A 15946-nucleotide genomic window follows, 5' to 3' on the forward strand; every position below is an offset into this window, starting at 1 on the left:
GGGTGGATCGCGAAGCGAGGGGGGCCGAGCCGCCTTGCGGCTCGGAGGGGGAGGTGCCGAAGGCGGAGGGGGTCACACCCACCACCCTCTGAAACCGTCGCGCCCCGACGGCGCGAACGCGCGCCTACATCACCGACGCGATCTCATCGGCCGTCAGGCCCGCGGCCTCCAGGACCTCGCGCGTATGCTCACCCAGCTTCGGCGCCGGGCGGCTCACCTTGGGCGCGCCTTCCGGGAACCGCACCGGCGAGGCGGGCAGGCGGAACACCTGGCCCCAGCCGTCGTCCACCCGCTCGAAGCAGCCGGCGTCCTCGGCGTATTGCGCCTCCGCCAGCTCGGCCAGGGTGCCCATCGGCGCCCAGGCCAGGTCCGCGGCCGTCAGCCGCTCGCCCACCTCCGCCAGGGTCACCTGGGCGAAGGCCTCGTCCACCAGGGCGCGCACCTCGCGCACCGTGTCCATGTCGGTCACCGGCCATTCGTAGCGCGGCTCGGCCAGCAGTTCCGGCCGGTCCAGGGCGATCATCAGTTGGGTGAAGCACTCGTTGGTCCGCGGCAGCAGCAGCAGCCAGCGGTCGTCCTTCGTCCGGAAGAAGCCCGAGATCGGCCCCGGCCGCTCGCGCCGCGGCTGGGCCGTGACCACCTCGCCGTGGCGGAGCTGGATCGCCAGGTCCCAACTGATCGCATAGGCGCCCGCGCGCAGCAGGCTGGTCTCCACCAGCCGGCCCTTGCCGGTGGCGTGCCGCTCATGCAGCGCCGCCAGCACCCCCGACACCGTCGCCAGGGCGGTCACGTGGTCGCCGAAACCGGGGCGCGAGGCGAACGGCTCCTGGTCGGGCGGGATGGTGGCGTGGGCCACGCCCGAACGCGTCCAGAAGGCGGTCATGTCGAAGGCCGGCGTGTCGGCCTCGGGGCCCACCAGCCCGTAGCCCGTCACCGCCGCGTAGATCAGCGTCGGGAACTCGGCCTTCAGGCTGTCGTAGTCCAGGCCCATCCGCTTCATCGAGCCGGGCCGCACGTTGGTGACGAAGACGTCGGCCTGCGCCAGCAGCGCCTTCAGCGCCGCCCGGCCTTCGGGGCGCGAGATGTCCAGCATCACGCCCTTCTTGCCGCGGTTTTCGTTGGTGAAGACCGGATTGCCCGGCTGCTCGGCCGTGTCGGGATAGTAGACCCGCGTGGCGTCGCCGATCGGGCTCTCCACCTTGACCACGTCAGCGCCCCAGTCGGCCAGCACCGCCGCGGCGCTGGGCCCCGCCACCCAGGTGGCCATCTCCACCACCTTCAGGCCTTCGAGCAGCATGGCGTGTCCTCCTGGCGAAACCTAAGCGCCACTCGGGGCTTGCCACAACTGACGTCACGTCAGGGGTCATGGAGGCGCGATCGGAAGTCCGGTATGATTCCCGACATGGGGATGACAGTCGACGGTGGGGCCTCGTCGAACAGTCAGGCCGGCGGGCGCCAGCCCACGCGCCGCTACGAGGCCAAGCGCAACGCCATCGTCCGCTCGGCGGTGGAGGAGATGAACCGCAAGGGCGTCCGCGGCATGACCCTGGGCGACGTCGCCGCGCGCCTCGACCTCGTGCCGACCGGCGTCATCTACTACTTCCGAAACAAGGAGGAACTGGCCGCCGCCGCCTTCATGAAGGGCGTCGAGGCCTACGAGGCCCTGATCGCCGCCGCGGCCGGCGAGGCCACGGTCGAGGCCCGGCTGTCGGCCTTCTTCCACGCCTGGTTCGACTATTCCCGCCGGGTCGGCCAGGGCGAGGCCGATCCGCTGCCGGTGTTCAACGACGTCCGGGCCCTGAATTCCCCTACGGTCGACGCGGTCTACGTCGACATGTTCCGCAGCTTCCGCGATCTGCTGCCCGGCCGGGACGCGCTGCCGCGCCTGCATCGCAACGCCCGCGCCCACATGCTGCTCAGCGAGACGTTCTGGATCGTCGCCTGGCAGCACCAGGTCGAGGTCGCCGACTATCCGCGCACGGCCGACCGCATCGCCTCGATCCTGACCCATGGGCTCGTGGCCCGGGGCGCGGCCTGGCCGAAGCTCACGCCGCTCAAGCTGACCGGCCAGGACGCGCCGTCCAGCGCCTCGTCCGAGATGTTCCTCAAGGCCGCCACCTGCCTGATCAACGAGGAGGGCTACCACGGCGCCTCGGTCGAGCGGATTTCGGCGCGGCTGAACGTCAGCAAGGGCGCCTTCTACCACCACAACCACGCCAAGGACGAACTGGTCGTCGCCTGCTTCGAGCGCACCTTCGACCTGATGTGGCGCGCCATCCACGCCGCCGAGGCCGCCGGCGGCTCGGGGCTGGAGATCCTGGCCTCGGTGGTCGCCGCACTGATCGAGCACCAGATCACCGGCGAGGCGCCTCTGCTCCGAACGTCGGCCCTCACCGCCGTGCCCGAGACCCTGCGGCCGGCGCTCATGCAGCGCTTCAACCGGCTCTCCTACCGCTTCGCCTCGATCCTCTGCGACGGCATCGCCGATGGCTCCATCGCGCCCGTCGACGTGAACATCGCCTCCCAGATCATCAGCACCGCCATCAACGCCGCCGCCGAGCTCCACTTCTGGACGCCTGGCATGGCCCCCAAGGCGGCCGTCGAGCACTACGTGCGGCCCCTGTTCGAGGGGCTGGTGTCTCCGGCCGCAAGCTGAGCGATACCGGAAGCTCAACGTGGCTGCCGTGCGCGCCTTGCGACGCGAGCGTACCGCCCGCTCAAACAGGTTGACGCAGCGGGACGCCTACCCCAGGTTCCAGCCGCATCAGAAGACGGCGAAGCCGCGCGCCAGACGGAGGATGGCCCTTGCCCGCTGACACCCCGACCCACGCCCGCCGCCTGAGCCTCTCGACCCGGCTCTTCTACGGCTTCGGCTCGGTCGCCTTCGGGGTGAAGGACAACGGCTTCTCCTACTTCCTGGCCTTCTTCTACGCCCAGGTCGTCGGCCTACCTGCCCAGACCGTGGGCCTGGCGATCATGGTCGCCCTGATCCTCGACGCGTTCATCGATCCCATTGTCGGCCAACTGTCGGACAACACCCGCTCGAAGTGGGGCCGCCGGCACCCCTGGATGTACGGCGCGGCGATCCCGGTGGCGCTGTCGTACGTGCTGCTCTGGAACCCGCCGCTCGGCTGGACCCAGCCGGCGCAGGTGGCCTACCTCGTCGCCGTCGCGGTCCTGATCCGCACCTTCATCAGTTGCTACGAGATTCCGTCCGCCGCGCTCGCCGCGGAGCTGACCACGGAATACGACGAACGCACGCGGCTGCTCAGCTACCGCTACCTGTTCGGGTGGGCCGGCGGCCTGGTCGCCTACGGCGTGACGACCGCCGTGTTCCTGAAGCCGACCGCGGAATACCCGGTCGGCCAGCTCAATCCGGCAGGCTACGCGCACCATGGCCTGTTCGCCGCCGGCCTGATGCTGTTCGCGATCCTGGTGACCTCGCTCGGGACCCACCGGCAGATCCCCCACCTGCGCGCGCCGCCCCAGGAACGTGTCACGTTCGGCCGCCTCGCCCGCGAGATGGTCGGCACGATGAACAACCGCAACTTCCTGATGATCCTGGCCGCGGGCTTCTTCCTCTACGCCGGCATCGGCCTGGGCTTCGCCACCACGCTCTACTTCTCCACCTACTTCTGGGAGTTCAGCTCGGCCGAGATCGCCGCGTTCAGCCTGTCCAGTCTGACCGCGGCGGTGCTGGCGTTCCTGATCGCGCCGCGGCTCGCCCGGCGCTTCGACAAGAAGCCGGTGGCGATGGTGCTGATCCCCACGGGTGTGGCCTTCGGCGTCGGCCCGATCGTCCTGCGCCTGCTCGGCGCGTTCCCCGCCAACGACTCGCCGCTGATCTTCGGCACGATCTTCGTCACCAACATCCTCTATGTCGGCATCGGCGTGTGCGCGAATATCCTGTTCTCCTCGATGATCGCCGACGTCGTGGAGGACGCCGAACTGAAGACCGGCCGTCGTCAGGAAGGCCTGTTCTTCGCGGCTATCGCCTTCGCCAACAAGTCGACCACCGGCCTCGGCATCTTCACCGCCGGCCTGATCGTCTCGGCCGTCCACTTCCCGACCGGCGCGAAGCCCGGCTCGGTGCCGGACGAGGTCGTGCGCGCACTGGGGACGGTCTACGCCCCGACCCAGCTCGTACTCTACGGCACGGCGGCCCTGCTGCTCACCGGCTACGGCATCACCCGCGCCAGCCACATGGAGACCCTGCGCAAGCTCGCCGCCGCGGCGGACCTGGCGCAGGAGGGCGAGCCGGCCGCCAGCCAGTCCAGGCTGGACTGATCTTCCGACCAGGAGTTTGTTCGTGACCGCCGAAGAGCTGCTGTCCCAGGATTTCGGGACGATCGCCGACATCATCCGCGCCCAGGCGGCCGAGCATCGCGACAAGCCGGCGCTGGTCGACGCCAAACGCACCATCAGCTACGCCGAGCTGGACGCCTTGATGGACCGCATCGCGGCGGCGCTGCAGCGCGACGGCGTGGGCAGGGCCGACGTCGCCGCCATCTGCGCCACCACCTCGGCCGAGTACGGCGCGACGTTCTTCGGCATCCTGCGCGCCGCCGCCACGGTCGCGCCGCTGGCTCCGTCGTCCACGCCCGAGAGCCTGGTCGTCCAGCTTGAGGACAGCGGCGCGAAGGTCTTCTTCCTTGACGCCCAGCTCGCCCAACACATGGCCGGCGTGATCGACCAGGTGAAGGCCAAGCGCGTGTCGCTGGACGGCTCGGACGCCGGTGTCCCCTTCGAGCAATGGCTGGCGCCCGAAGGCGCGAAGCCGGAACTGCATCGGGTCGATCCCGACCAGGGCTTCAACATCATCTACTCGTCGGGCACGACGGGCGCCCCAAAGGGCATCGTCCAGCCGCACCGAATGCGCTGGGGCCAGATCCGCCGCGGGGTCTATCCGGCCGACGCGGTGACGATGATCTCGACGCCGCTCTACTCGAACACCACGCTGGTCTCGTACCTGCCGACGATCTCGAATGGCGGCACGGCGGTGCTGATGCCCAAGTTCGACGTGAAGTCGTTCCTGGAACTGTCGGAGAAGAACCGCGCCACCCATGCCATGCTGGTGCCGGTCCAGTACCGCCGGCTTATGGAATATACCGACTTCGACCGCTACGACCTGTCGTCCTACAGGATGAAATTCGCCACTTCGGCGCCGTTCTCGGCCGAGCTGAAGCGCCAGGTTCTGGACCGCTGGCCCGGCGGCCTCGTCGAGTTCTACGGGATGACCGAGGGCGGCGGCTCTTGCGGGCTGCAGGCCCACGAGTTCCCGGACAAGCTTCACACGGTCGGCCGACCTTTGCCGGGCCACGACATCCGCCTGATCGGCGAGGACGGCAAGGAAGTCGCCCAGGGGGAGATCGGCGAAGTCGTCGGCCGTTCCGGCGCGATGATGGTCGGCTATCACAACCAGCCCGGCAAGACGTCCGAAGCCGAATGGTACAGCCCCGACGGCCTGCGCTTCATCCGCACGGGCGACGTGGGCCGCTTCGATGAAGACGGCTTCCTGACGCTCATGGACCGCAAGAAGGACATGATCATTTCGGGCGGCTTCAACATCTATCCGAGTGACCTGGAGGCCGAGCTGTCCCAGCATCCGGCGGTGGTGGAGGCTGCGGTGGTGGGCGTGCCGTCCGACGCCTGGGGCGAGACGCCCGTGGCCTTCGTCGCGCTGAAGCCGGGGGCGAGCGCGACCGCCGAGGAGGTGAAGGCCTTCGTCAACGGCCGTGTCGGCAAGACCCAGCGCTTGGCGGACGTCCGGCTAGTCGAAGCCCTGCCGCGCAGCCACATCGGCAAGGTGCTGAAGCGCGAGCTCCGCGACGGCTACAAGACACACGCTGCGGCTTAGACCGCGGCGAAAACCATTGTCTCCGCGCTAACCAGTATTACTTTGCAAGCGGTCATGGCCGAGTCACATGCCATCCGCTCCGGGTGCCCCATAAACCTGACGCTCGAGATCCTGGGCGACAGGTGGAGTCTGCTGGTGCTGCGCGACATGATGTTCGGCAATCGGCGGCACTTCCGCGAACTGCTCGGCAAGTCGGAGGAGGGGATCGCCTCCAACATCCTGGCCGACCGGCTGAAGCGGCTGATGGCCCAGGGCATGATTACCCGGGCCGATGATCCGACCCACAAGCAGAAGGCCATCTACAGCCTGACGGAGAAGGCGATCCAGCTTGTGCCGGTGATGGCTCTGGTCGGCGCCTGGGGCCGCCGGCACCTGTCGGTGAGCGAAGAACTGTCGATCCGCGCGCAACTGCTGGAGGAGGGCGGCCCGTCGATGTGGGACGCGTTCATGGACGAGCTGCGCCGGATCCACCTTGGCGCGACCGGTGAGGGTCGTTCGGTGCTCGAGGAGCTGCAGACAGCTTACCTCGCCGTCGTCGCGAAGAACGAGGCGGCGCGGGCGCTGGCCCGCGACGCTGCGGGCTAGATTTCGTCGGCGACCACGCGGACCAGTTCCACGATCTTGCGGCGGATCGCCGGCTCGGCGATGCGCGGGAAGGCCGCCATCAGCTCGATGCCTTCGGTGGACAGCATGAACTCCTGGGCGGAGTCCCGCTGGGCCGCGAGAGCCTCCTGGTCGCCAAGGCCGTCGTAGAAATAGGCCACCGGCGTCTTCAGGGCCGCGGCGATCTCCCAGAGCTTGGAGGCGCTGACACGGTTGGCGCCCCGCTCGTACTTCTGGACCTGCTGGAAAGTGATGCCGAGCGACTCCGCGAGACGCTCCTGGCTCACGCCCATTTCCTTGCGGCGCATGCGGATGCGCAGGCCCACATGGCGATCGACCGGGTGGGGACCGTCGCCCCGTACGGTCTCGGCGTCGCCGTTGATCGGCGCGCCCTCAAGCTCTCGTTCCAATGGCTTCGTCATTTCCCCGACTCGGTGATGCGGGGACCGCGCCACCCCCCGATGGTGCGGCCCCCGCGCCCGTACCTCCCCCGAGGTACGTCCATAAGTTGAGGCAGCGCGGCCGAGCTTGGAAACGGACGCCTACCCATTTTGGGGGCGCCCCGCGTTCCCGTTTCGGTCAGGCTGCCCCGCGAAGCGCTACGACCTCCCTTTCCCACTCGGCGAGAACGCCGAAATCCGACAGCGCCGTGTACAACCGATGCAGGTGCGACTGATTGTCCAGCATGAACTGGACGAACGGCGGGCGCGCCAAGACGCGGCCCGGAACGATATAGCCGTCCTCCTTTCGTTCGCATCGGTCGGCGTCGAGTAGCCGTTGCAGATGCCGTCGCACCGTCTCTTGCGGGATGCCTAGGCGCTCGGACAGCGTCGCGGGGCGCACCGGCTTGCGAATATCGTCGCGGACGAACGCGTTGACCTCCCAACCCGCCGCGGCGTCGCCGCCCTCGGTGTCCGGCAGGTGCTCGGTGTTGGCATGAATGACGTCCATGAGCAGCAGGCCGGTGACGAGATCGCCCATGTACTGGGTCACGGGTTCGGCGAGGCGCAGCAGGTAATCGGACGAGAGGCGAATAACGAGGCGCACGGGGGGGCGGTCGGGCGCGAAGGGCGGGCCGCTGGATTGCGGCAGGTCGTCTAGCAGCCCGACGCCGCGAAGACGGAAGTAGAGGTTGCGGACCAACGAATAGTTCGCCTCAGCCCCCATGCGGTAGAAGGGGGAGTCCAGCGGCGCGGTCGGAATGATGACGCCGCGGCGAGCCGGCTTAATAACATCGTGTTCGACGAGGGCCGCGATCCTGCGGCGGACCGTCTCGAACGGCAGGCGCAGCGAATTGGCGATCGCGCTGACACTGACCGGCCGGCGGATCTCGTCGGGAGGCGGCTGATCCAGCGTGGCGTAGGTCCGCTGCAGTTCCGGATTGCGGGTGATCTGGGCGACGTTGGCCTGGCTGATCGCCACCAGCAGCAGGCCATCGATCACGTCACGGCCGAACCCGCCCAATCTCACGAGGTCGAGAGCGAACCCATTCGCCAGGCGCGCCGCCACGCGGATGCTGCTGTTGGGAGCTTCCCGCGTCACGCCCAGCCCTTGCGCCCCCCCGACTCCGTCACAAGCGTTGATAAACCATGTTATCCGGCTGCGCTGCCGCGCGGCAAGCTGCTTCCTGGCGCCGTCACTTGTAGCGCTCGAACCACGCTAGGATCGCGCCCGCCTTCGCCGCCGACTGCGACGGTCGCGCCGCGATGCCGCCGTGGCTGGCGCCGGGCACGCGGACCAGGGCAGTCGGCACGCCGCGGAGTTGCAGGGCCGCGAAGTACTGGTCGGCCTCGGACGGCGGCGTCCGGTCGTCCTGTTCGCCCACCACCACCAGCGTCGGCGTCTTGACGTTGCCGACGAGGCTCAGGGGCGAGCGGGCCCAGTAGCCCTGCGGATCCTCCCAGGGCATCTTCCCGAACCAGTAGGCGGCCATGAAGTTGTAGCCGTCCGTGGTCAGCACCTCGCTGGTCCAGTTGATCACCGGCTTCTGGGTGGCCGCCGCGCGGAAGCGGTCGGTCTTGCCGACGATCCAGGCGGTCAGTGCGCCGCCGCCCGAGCCGCCGGTGACGTACAGGCGCTTGTCGTCCACGACGCCCTTGGCGATCGCGGCGTCCACCACGCTCATCAGGTCGTCGTAGTCGTGGCTGGGATAGTTGCGGTCGATTTCGTTGGCGAAGGCCTCGCCGTAAGACGTGGATCCGCGGGGATTCGAATAGACCACGATGTAGCCGGCCGCCGCGTAGAGCTGCACGTCGGTGGCGAAGCTGGGGCCGTAGGCGGAGAAGGGGCCGCCGTGAATCTCCAGGATCAGCGGGTACTTCTTCGACGGATCGAAGTTCGGCGGATAGGCGATCCACGCGCCGATGGGCTTCTTGTCGTAGCTCGAGGTCACCGGCAGCGGCTCGACCTTCGCCAGCGTCTTGCCGGTTAGCAGATCGGCGTTGAGCTGGGTCGCCCGCTGGACCTTGCCGCCCTTCCAGATCGCGAGGTCGGACGGCCGCGCGGTATCGGCGTCGGTGAACGCGATGACGCCGTTGCGGCCGACGGAGAAGCTTCCGCCGGTGTAGGGACGGTCCAGGCCGCCGCCGCCGAGGCCCGAGAACAACGTCTCGACCTTACCGTCCAACCCGACCCGCGCCATTTTGGTGACGCCGAGATCCTCGTACGAGACGTAGAGGCTCTTGCCGTCGGCGGCCCACTGCGGCGCGCTGACGCTGCGGTCCAGGCCGCCGGTGAGCACGCGGCCGTTCCTGCCGTCGCGGTCCATCACATACAGGCGCAGGTTCTCGTAGCCGCGCTTCCGGGCGTCGTCGTAGCCGACGTAGGCGATCTTCGAACCGTCCGGCGAGACGACCGGGGCCCCGTCGGGGCCGACCCGGTTGGTCAGGCGGCTGAGGGCGCCACTTGCGACGTCGACGGCGTAGATCTCGGCTTCCTGGGGATCGCGCTCCCAGTTCTCGGCGCGGTTGGTGGAGAAGACCACCGCCTTCCCGTCATGGCTGAAGTCGATCGGCCCGGCGTCGTCGAACTTGCCGAAGGTGATCTGGCGCGGCTGGCCACCGTCCGCCGAGACGACGAAGAGATGTCGATAACCCGGCTTCAGAAACCCTTCCCCGTCCGCACGATAGGTCACGCGGTCGATGACCTTCAGCGGCTCGGCCCACTTCGCGCCCTCGGGCTTGCGGATCGACGGCGCCAGCGGCTTGCCTTCGTCGAGAGTCAGCATGGTGAAGGCTAGGGTCTTCCCATCGGGCGACCATGCGATGTCGTTCGGCGCCTGCTCCAGGCTGGCCACCTTCGCCGAGCGGCCCGAGGCGATCCAGCGCACGTAGAGCTCGGCTCCGTTCGGGCCGGCCGCCACATAGGCGAGGCGCGATCCGTCCGGCGACCACCGCGGCGCCAGGTTCGACGCGTCGTCCACCACGAGCGGGGTCTGCGCGCCGGTGGCGCTGTCCACCAGCCAGATCGAGCGGCGCGCCCGGTCCGACATGATGTCGTTGGAGGCGCGGACATAAGCCACCGCGCCGCCATCGGGCCGCACCTGGGGATCGGTCGCCATCTGCAGGCCGAAAAGGTCGCGAGCGCCGAAGGTCCGCGACGGTCCCTCCGCCACCTGGGCAGAGACGGCGCCCGCCGTCGCCAGAACCACCACCGCCGCCATAGCCGCCAGCCGCATCCCGCACTCCCGAACCAGAACAGGCCGCGCAGGAAAGGCGGGCGACGGGGGTTTGTCCAGTGCCCGAAGCAGAACCGCGTTAGCGGCGCGCCGGCGGCGCGTCCCATCCGCCGCCGGCGCTTTGGTACAGGGCGATCAGGGCGTTCAGGCGGTCGGCTCGCGACTGCACCAGCGCCAGGTCCGCCCCGAGCAGGCCGCGCTGCGCGTCGAGCTGTTCGTAGTAGGGCGAATAGCCGGCACGGTAGCGGTTGGTGGCCAGCCGCAGGGCCTCGGCCTGTGCGGCGCGCTGGGCCTCGAGCACGCCCGTCTGCGCGCGCGCCGCCTCAGCGGCCGCCAGGGCGTCCTCGACCTCGCGGAATGCGGTGAGCGCCGCCTTGCGATAGGCGAAGGCGGCCTGGTCGCGGCGGGCGACCGCGATGCCCTGCTGCGCCTTCAGCCGTCCGCTGTCGAGGATCGGCTGCAGCACGCTGCCGCCCAGCGAATAGATGCGGATCGGATCGCTCAGCAGTGTCGAGTCCACGTAGCCGCCCGCCGCGGTGAGCTGGACGCTGGGCAGGAAGGCGGCGCGGACCGAGTCGAGAGCCCGGTCGGCGGCCACCACCTGCTGCTCGGCTGACGCCAGATCCGGCCGACGCCGGAGCAGGCTGGACGGAAGGCCGGCGGACACCTCGGGCGCGGCGATCTCGGCGAGCGGCCGGCCGCGGGCGATCGTGCGCGGGTTGTCGCCCAGCAGCACCGAGAGGCCGTTCTCCTGGCGCGCAATGGCCGCCTCAGTGACCGGGATCAGTTGCTCGGCGGCGCGGTACTCCGCCTCGGCCTGGTCGAGGTCGAGGCGCGGGCTGTAGCCGGCCTCCGACCGGCGCCGGGTCAGGTAGAGAGACTCCTCTCGCGCCTTCAGCGTGTCGCGCAGGACGGCGAGGCGCGCATCGAGGGCGCGCAGGTTCACGTAGCCGCTGGCGGCCGTCGCGGCGACGGCCAGTCGGACGCTGTCATGGCCGGCCTCGGTCGCGAGCAGCGCGGCGCGAGCGGCGGCGCTGGCGTTGGCCAGGCGGCCAAAAAGGTCGGCGTCGTAGCTGGCCGAGAGCTGCGCCTGGCCGGCGGTCTGGACCCGTGGCGTCCCGAACGGGCTGACGTCGCGCTGGCGCCCGCCTCCGCCGGCGAAGACGATATTGGGCAGGCGCTGCGCCTCGGCCAGTCGATACTGGGCGCGCGCCTCCTCGACCCGCGCCGCGGCGATGGCGAGGTCGGTGTTCCGGGCCAGCGCCGTCTCGACGACTTCCGTGAGCGCGGGATCCGCGAACGCCTGCCACCACGCCGCGTCGACCTTGGCCTCCGCCGCCTGCGCCGCGCGCCATGCCGGAGGCGCCTGCACGGCCGCGGCGGTCGGGGCCGGCGTGCGCGGCCCGGCGCAGGCGCTCAGCGCGACGAGCGCCAGCAGACAGGCTCGCCGCATCACGAACCGCTCCGGGTGCGATAGACCCGCGCTTCCACCGACATGCCTGGGCGCAGGGCGGCGGCGAGTGGCTGGCCGGGATCGATGGAAATCCTGACGCCGATGCGCTGTGGGACCTTCACGAAATTGCCGGTGGCGTTGTCCGGCTTCAGCACCGCGAACTCCTGGCCCGCGGCGGGGGACATTCGCTCCACGTGGCCCTCCAGCTTGGCGCCGCCCAATGCGTCCACCCGCAATATCGCGCGCTGGCCCGGCGTGACGCCGCGCGTCTGGGCCTCCTTGAAGTTGGCGATCACCCACCGCTCGGGCGGCACCAGGGAGACGAGCTGGACGCCGTTGGTGACATACTGTCCGAGGCGCACGCCGACCTCGCCGAGCTGCCCGGACTCCGGGGCGCGGACCTTGGTGTTGTCGAGGTCGATCTCGGCAAGGCGGAGCTGGGCCTTGGCGGCTTCGACCTGGGCCTGGAGACCGCCGGCGCTGACCTCGACGGTGCGCAGGTCCTGGCGCGAGATCTCGCCGGCCGCCTGGGCCTGGCGCACGCCGGCCTCGGCGGCGCGCAAGGCGGCGAGGGTCTGGTCACGCTCGCGGATCGAGATCGAGCCGTCACGGACCAGGTCGTTGGCGCGGGCCATGTCGGCCCGGGCGCGCAGGAGCTGGGCCTGGGCGTTGGCGAGGTTCGCCGATTGGCCCTGGACCCCGGCGGCGCGGGCGGCCTTGGCCTGGGCGGCGTTCGCGAGGTTGGTCTCGGCGGCCGCCAGGTTGGCGCGCGCCTGCGCGACGCGGGCCGAGTAGATCCGGTCGTCGATCCGCACCAGCACCTGGCCGGCGGACACCGTATCGTAGTCGTGAACCGGAACGTCGGTGACATAGCCGCTGACCTGCGGCGCGATCACGGTGGTGCGGCCGCGCACGTAGGCGTTCTCGGTCGTCACGGCGCCGCCGCCGAACGGCGGCAGGCCCCAGGCCGCGAGCATGGCCAGCGCGGCCGCCAGGACGAGACCGGCCACGACCGGGATCACCCACGGCCTTCGCGGCTCCGGCCGCCAGGCTGGGCGAGGCGCGGTGGCTGCGGCGTCGGTCATGAGGGGGCTCCCTGGGCGGCGCGCCGCCGCTGGATCACGTTGAAGATGCGGATGTACGCGAGGTAGAGCGCCGCCAGCACCGCGACGATCGCCACAAGGCGGAAGACGTCATTGAAGGCGAGGACATTGGCCTCGCGCGCGAGCGCCTGGCCCAGCGCGCCGGCGCCGTGCGCCTGCCGCGCCCCAGGATCGGGCAGGGCGCTGGAAACGGCCTGGGCGCCCGCCTGGATCCGCGCCGCGACGATCGGGTCGCTCGGCAACGTACGCTCGGCCAGGGCGACAGCGTGGGCCCGCGCCGACTCCACCTGATAGCTTCCGAGCAGGGCTGAGCCCGCCAGGCCGCCGATGTTCTGCGTCGTGCTGAACAGGACGATGAAGGTGACGATGTGGCTGGGCCCCTGTTCCAGCATGCGCAGGAAGCCGTAGGCGAGCGCCGGTCCGATGAAGAGCATGGTCCCGAAGCCGATCAGGGCCTGGCTGACGAAGAGCTGCGCCGGCCGGGTCAGGTCGTTGGCGTGGGAGTCCAGCCAGGCGCCCAGAGCGATCAGCAGGGCCGCGGTGATGACCAGGTAGGCGATCCGATCGGGCGTGAGGGTCAGCAGCGTGGCGGCCAGGCCCGCGACCATGGCCAGCAGGACGACCGCGAACAGGCCCCGCAACTGATCGTTGGTCAGTCCCATCGAGGTCAGGAAGCCCACGGTGCCATAGGTCTGCTCCGCCAGCGCCAGCCGGAGCAGCACCGCGGCGATGGCGAAGCGCATGATGTCGCGCGTGGCGACCCATCGCGTGTGGAACAGCGGCCTGGCGCGATGGTGTTCGATCATCAGGGCGGCGGCCAGCATGGGAAGCGCCGCCGCGAGCGCCACGCCCAGCCAGGGCGTGTCCGTCCACCAGGCCAACCGGCCGACGCCGAGCACGGCGCAAAGGAGCGAGATGCCCGGAACGGCGAGAGCGATGGTCACGAAGTCGAGGCCCTCGAACGCTGGGCTGCGGTCGCTCGGCGGCAAGGGGATGGCCAGAAGGGCGGCCAGCGAGGCCAGCGCCAGCCCGGCCTCGATCAGGTGGAGACCATGCCATCCGCCGAGGGCGAGCATCTCGACCGGCACGAGGCGGGCCAGGACGGGGCCGAACTGGCCGAGGCTGATCCCCACCACCAGCGCCGCCGCCCGCTTGTCCGGCGGGACGGCCTGCAGCAGAGCGTAGATGGTCATGGTGGTCAGGCCGGCGGAGGTCATGCCCGAGATCCCCCGCACGAGCAGCGCCATGCCGAAGCCGGGCAGGACAAGCTGGGCGAGCGAGGCCGCCGCATAGACGATCAGCAGGGTGTGGGTGATGGCCGGGATGCCGAACTGCTGGCGCGCCTTGATCAGCAGCAGGTTGGCGCAGGCGTTCATCGCGACGTACGCCGCCGGCAGCAGCCCGGCCTCCACGGTATAGACGCCGAGCGCGCCGGTGAGGTTCGGGAGATTGACGGTGACCAGCGCGTTCCCGAGCGTCGCCGTCAGCGCCATCATCACCGCCACGAGGACGTACGCGATCCGCCGCCGCCCGGTGTGCATGGGCGAATAGGGCGAGCCGGGGAAGAGCGGCCGCTCCTCCGGCGCGCACTCGTAGGGGGATGGCGCGGCGGGTATGCGGCTCATGGGGCGACCCTGGGGCCCGGACGTGAGGCGTGCTTCTCCAGCGTCGCCAAGGCTCCCTGGCGAACACGGCGATTCCCATCAAGCGCGCGTGGTGCCCCGGCCAGCGGCGTGCGTCCCGTCATGACGCCGGCGGGCGGCGTCGGCTGTCTTCCTTTGCGTCACGATAGACACAAGTCGGGCCATCCCGCATCCGCTTGATCGCGGCGGGACTGGCCGTGCGGAAAGGCGCCCGCTACATCACCACCATGGCCGAAGCCTTCAACGACCTGGCGCTGCCCGCCGACAAAGCCGATCGCTACGCTACTGTGGCCGGGGAGATCGCCTCGGTGCTGGAGGGCGAGCCGAACCGCGTGGCGCGGATGGCGACGGTCGCCTCGATGCTGGCCAACAGCTTCGCCCACTACTTCTGGACCGGCTTCTACGTCGTGGACGAGGCCAAGGGCGACGAGTTGGTCGTCGGTCCCTACCAGGGCACGCTGGGATGCATGCGCATCGCCTTCGGGCGCGGGGTCTGCGGCGCGGCCGCGGCGAGCCGGCAGACGCAGTTGGTGGCCGACGTCCACGCCTTTCCCGGGCACATCGCCTGCGACAGCCGCTCGGCCAGCGAGATCGTCGCGCCCGTGTTCGACGCCGACGGACGGCTGATCGCGGTGTTCGATGTGGACTCCGAAACGCCGGCCGCCTTCGACGACGTCGATCGCGAATGGCTTGAGCGCATCCTGGCGCAGGTCTTCTCAAAGTCCTTCTGAGAGACAGGCGCCGGCGTTTCGTGACGTCGGCGTCACCGTCCGTTGTCTTACGCTGGGGCGCCCGCCTACAAGCCCGTGCGAAGCGCCGAAGGCGGCGCGAAAGACATTGGGAGCAATGAGATGGCCGAGGCCTATATCGTCGCCGCCACCCGCACCGCGGGCGGCCGCAAAGGTGGTCGCGTTCGCGGTTGGCACCCGTCCGACCTGGGCGGCGCGGTCCTGAACGAGCTGCTGGACCGCACTGGCGTGGATCCGGCGGCGATCGAAGACGTCGTCATGGGCTGCGTCATGCAGGTGGGCGAGCAGTCGACCAACATCGCCCGCAACGCCGTCCTGTCGTCGCGCCTGCCGGAAAGCGTGCCGGCGACCTCGGTGGATCGTCAGTGCGGCTCGTCCCAACAGGCTCTGCACTTCGCCGCCCAGGCCGTCATGAGCGGCACGATGGACGTGGTGATCGCCTCGGGCGTCGAGAGCATGACCCGCGTGCCGATGGGCCTGTCGGTCTCGCTGCCCGCCAAGGAAGGCTTCGGCATCCCGAAGAGCCCGAAGCAGGAAGAGCGCTACCCGAACATCCAGTTCAGCCAGTTCATGGGCGCTGAGATGATCGCGGAGAAGTACGGCCTGACGAAGGACCAGCTCGACGAGTTCGGCTACAACAGCCACCAGCGCGCCATCGCGGCCACCCAGGGCGGCGCCTTCAAGGACGAGATCCTGGCCATCGACGGCCTGGACGCCGAGGGCAACACCGTCCGCCACGACAGCGACGAGGGCATCCGCTTCGACGTGAGCCTCGACGGCATGAAGGGCGTGAAGCTGCTCCGCGAAGGCGGCCGGATCACCGCGGCGACCTCCAGCCAGATCTGCGACGGCGCCTCGGGCG

Annotated in this window: 13 protein-coding genes; 6 read left to right on the forward strand and 7 right to left on the reverse strand. The window is 69.9% G+C overall.

Annotated features, from left to right (window positions below; all coding sequences use genetic code 11):
* Nucleotides 1–124: 124 nt before the first annotated feature.
* On the reverse strand, nucleotides 125–1297 hold the full coding sequence (locus Q0L11_RS23730; protein ID WP_296600623.1) for a CoA transferase: 1173 nt from the start codon (nucleotides 1295–1297) through the stop codon (nucleotides 125–127).
* 105 nt (nucleotides 1298–1402) lie between these two features.
* On the opposite strand from Q0L11_RS23730, the gene Q0L11_RS23735 reads away from it, so the two are divergent.
* The 4 genes from Q0L11_RS23735 to Q0L11_RS23750 all read left to right on the forward strand — a co-directional run bounded on the left by Q0L11_RS23735 (nucleotide 1403) and on the right by Q0L11_RS23750 (nucleotide 6442).
* On the forward strand, nucleotides 1403–2656 hold the full coding sequence (locus Q0L11_RS23735) for a TetR/AcrR family transcriptional regulator (RefSeq protein ID WP_296600624.1): 1254 nt from the start codon (nucleotides 1403–1405) through the stop codon (nucleotides 2654–2656).
* A 149-nt stretch (nucleotides 2657–2805) separates the two neighbouring features.
* Entirely contained in the window at nucleotides 2806–4287 is a 1482-nt protein-coding gene (locus Q0L11_RS23740; protein WP_296600626.1) for an MFS transporter, read from the forward strand.
* Between the two features lie 22 nt (nucleotides 4288–4309).
* The gene (locus Q0L11_RS23745) at nucleotides 4310–5857 is read left to right on the forward strand and encodes a class I adenylate-forming enzyme family protein (protein WP_296600627.1); all 1548 of its coding nucleotides are present in this window, start codon (nucleotides 4310–4312) and stop codon (nucleotides 5855–5857) included.
* A gap of 54 nt (nucleotides 5858–5911) precedes the next feature.
* A complete protein-coding gene (locus Q0L11_RS23750) occupies nucleotides 5912–6442 on the forward strand; it encodes a helix-turn-helix domain-containing protein (RefSeq protein WP_296600629.1) in 531 nt (176 codons plus the stop codon).
* Here Q0L11_RS23750 and Q0L11_RS23755 read toward each other — a convergent pair.
* The 6 genes from Q0L11_RS23755 to Q0L11_RS23780 all read right to left on the reverse strand — a co-directional run bounded on the left by Q0L11_RS23755 (nucleotide 6439) and on the right by Q0L11_RS23780 (nucleotide 14317).
* Entirely contained in the window at nucleotides 6439–6870 is a 432-nt protein-coding gene (locus tag Q0L11_RS23755; RefSeq protein ID WP_296600630.1) for a helix-turn-helix transcriptional regulator, read from the reverse strand. The two genes, Q0L11_RS23750 and Q0L11_RS23755, sit on opposite strands and share 4 nt — an antisense overlap.
* Nucleotides 6871–7039: 169 nt before the next feature.
* Nucleotides 7040–7969 (reverse strand): hypothetical protein, encoded by a 930-nt coding sequence (locus Q0L11_RS23760; RefSeq protein WP_296600631.1) that lies wholly within the window; start codon nucleotides 7967–7969, stop codon nucleotides 7040–7042.
* A gap of 127 nt (nucleotides 7970–8096) precedes the next feature.
* Nucleotides 8097–10136: a S9 family peptidase gene (locus tag Q0L11_RS23765; protein ID WP_296600633.1), complete on the reverse strand. Its 2040-nt coding sequence runs from the start codon at nucleotides 10134–10136 to the stop codon at nucleotides 8097–8099.
* 79 nt (nucleotides 10137–10215) lie between these two features.
* Nucleotides 10216–11589, reverse strand: coding sequence for an efflux transporter outer membrane subunit (locus Q0L11_RS23770; RefSeq protein WP_296600634.1), 1374 nt, complete (start codon nucleotides 11587–11589; stop codon nucleotides 10216–10218).
* A complete protein-coding gene (locus Q0L11_RS23775) occupies nucleotides 11589–12674 on the reverse strand; it encodes an HlyD family secretion protein (RefSeq protein WP_296600636.1) in 1086 nt (361 codons plus the stop codon). Before Q0L11_RS23775 ends, Q0L11_RS23770 begins: the two co-directional genes overlap by 1 nt.
* Nucleotides 12671–14317, reverse strand: a complete 1647-nt coding sequence (locus tag Q0L11_RS23780) for an MFS transporter (protein ID WP_296600637.1) — start codon at nucleotides 14315–14317, stop codon at nucleotides 12671–12673. Before Q0L11_RS23780 ends, Q0L11_RS23775 begins: the two co-directional genes overlap by 4 nt.
* A 245-nt stretch (nucleotides 14318–14562) precedes the next feature.
* Here Q0L11_RS23780 and Q0L11_RS23785 point away from each other — a divergent pair, with 245 nt between their 5' ends.
* Complete coding sequence (locus Q0L11_RS23785) at nucleotides 14563–15066, forward strand: GAF domain-containing protein (protein WP_296600641.1); 504 nt, start codon at nucleotides 14563–14565, stop codon at nucleotides 15064–15066.
* A gap of 120 nt (nucleotides 15067–15186) precedes the next feature.
* A partial coding sequence (locus tag Q0L11_RS23790) for a beta-ketoacyl synthase N-terminal-like domain-containing protein (protein ID WP_296600639.1) occupies nucleotides 15187–15946 on the forward strand: 760 nt, incomplete at its 3' end.

The organism is Phenylobacterium sp. (genome assembly GCF_024508875.1).
Taxonomy (GTDB): Bacteria; Pseudomonadota; Alphaproteobacteria; order Caulobacterales; family Caulobacteraceae; genus Phenylobacterium.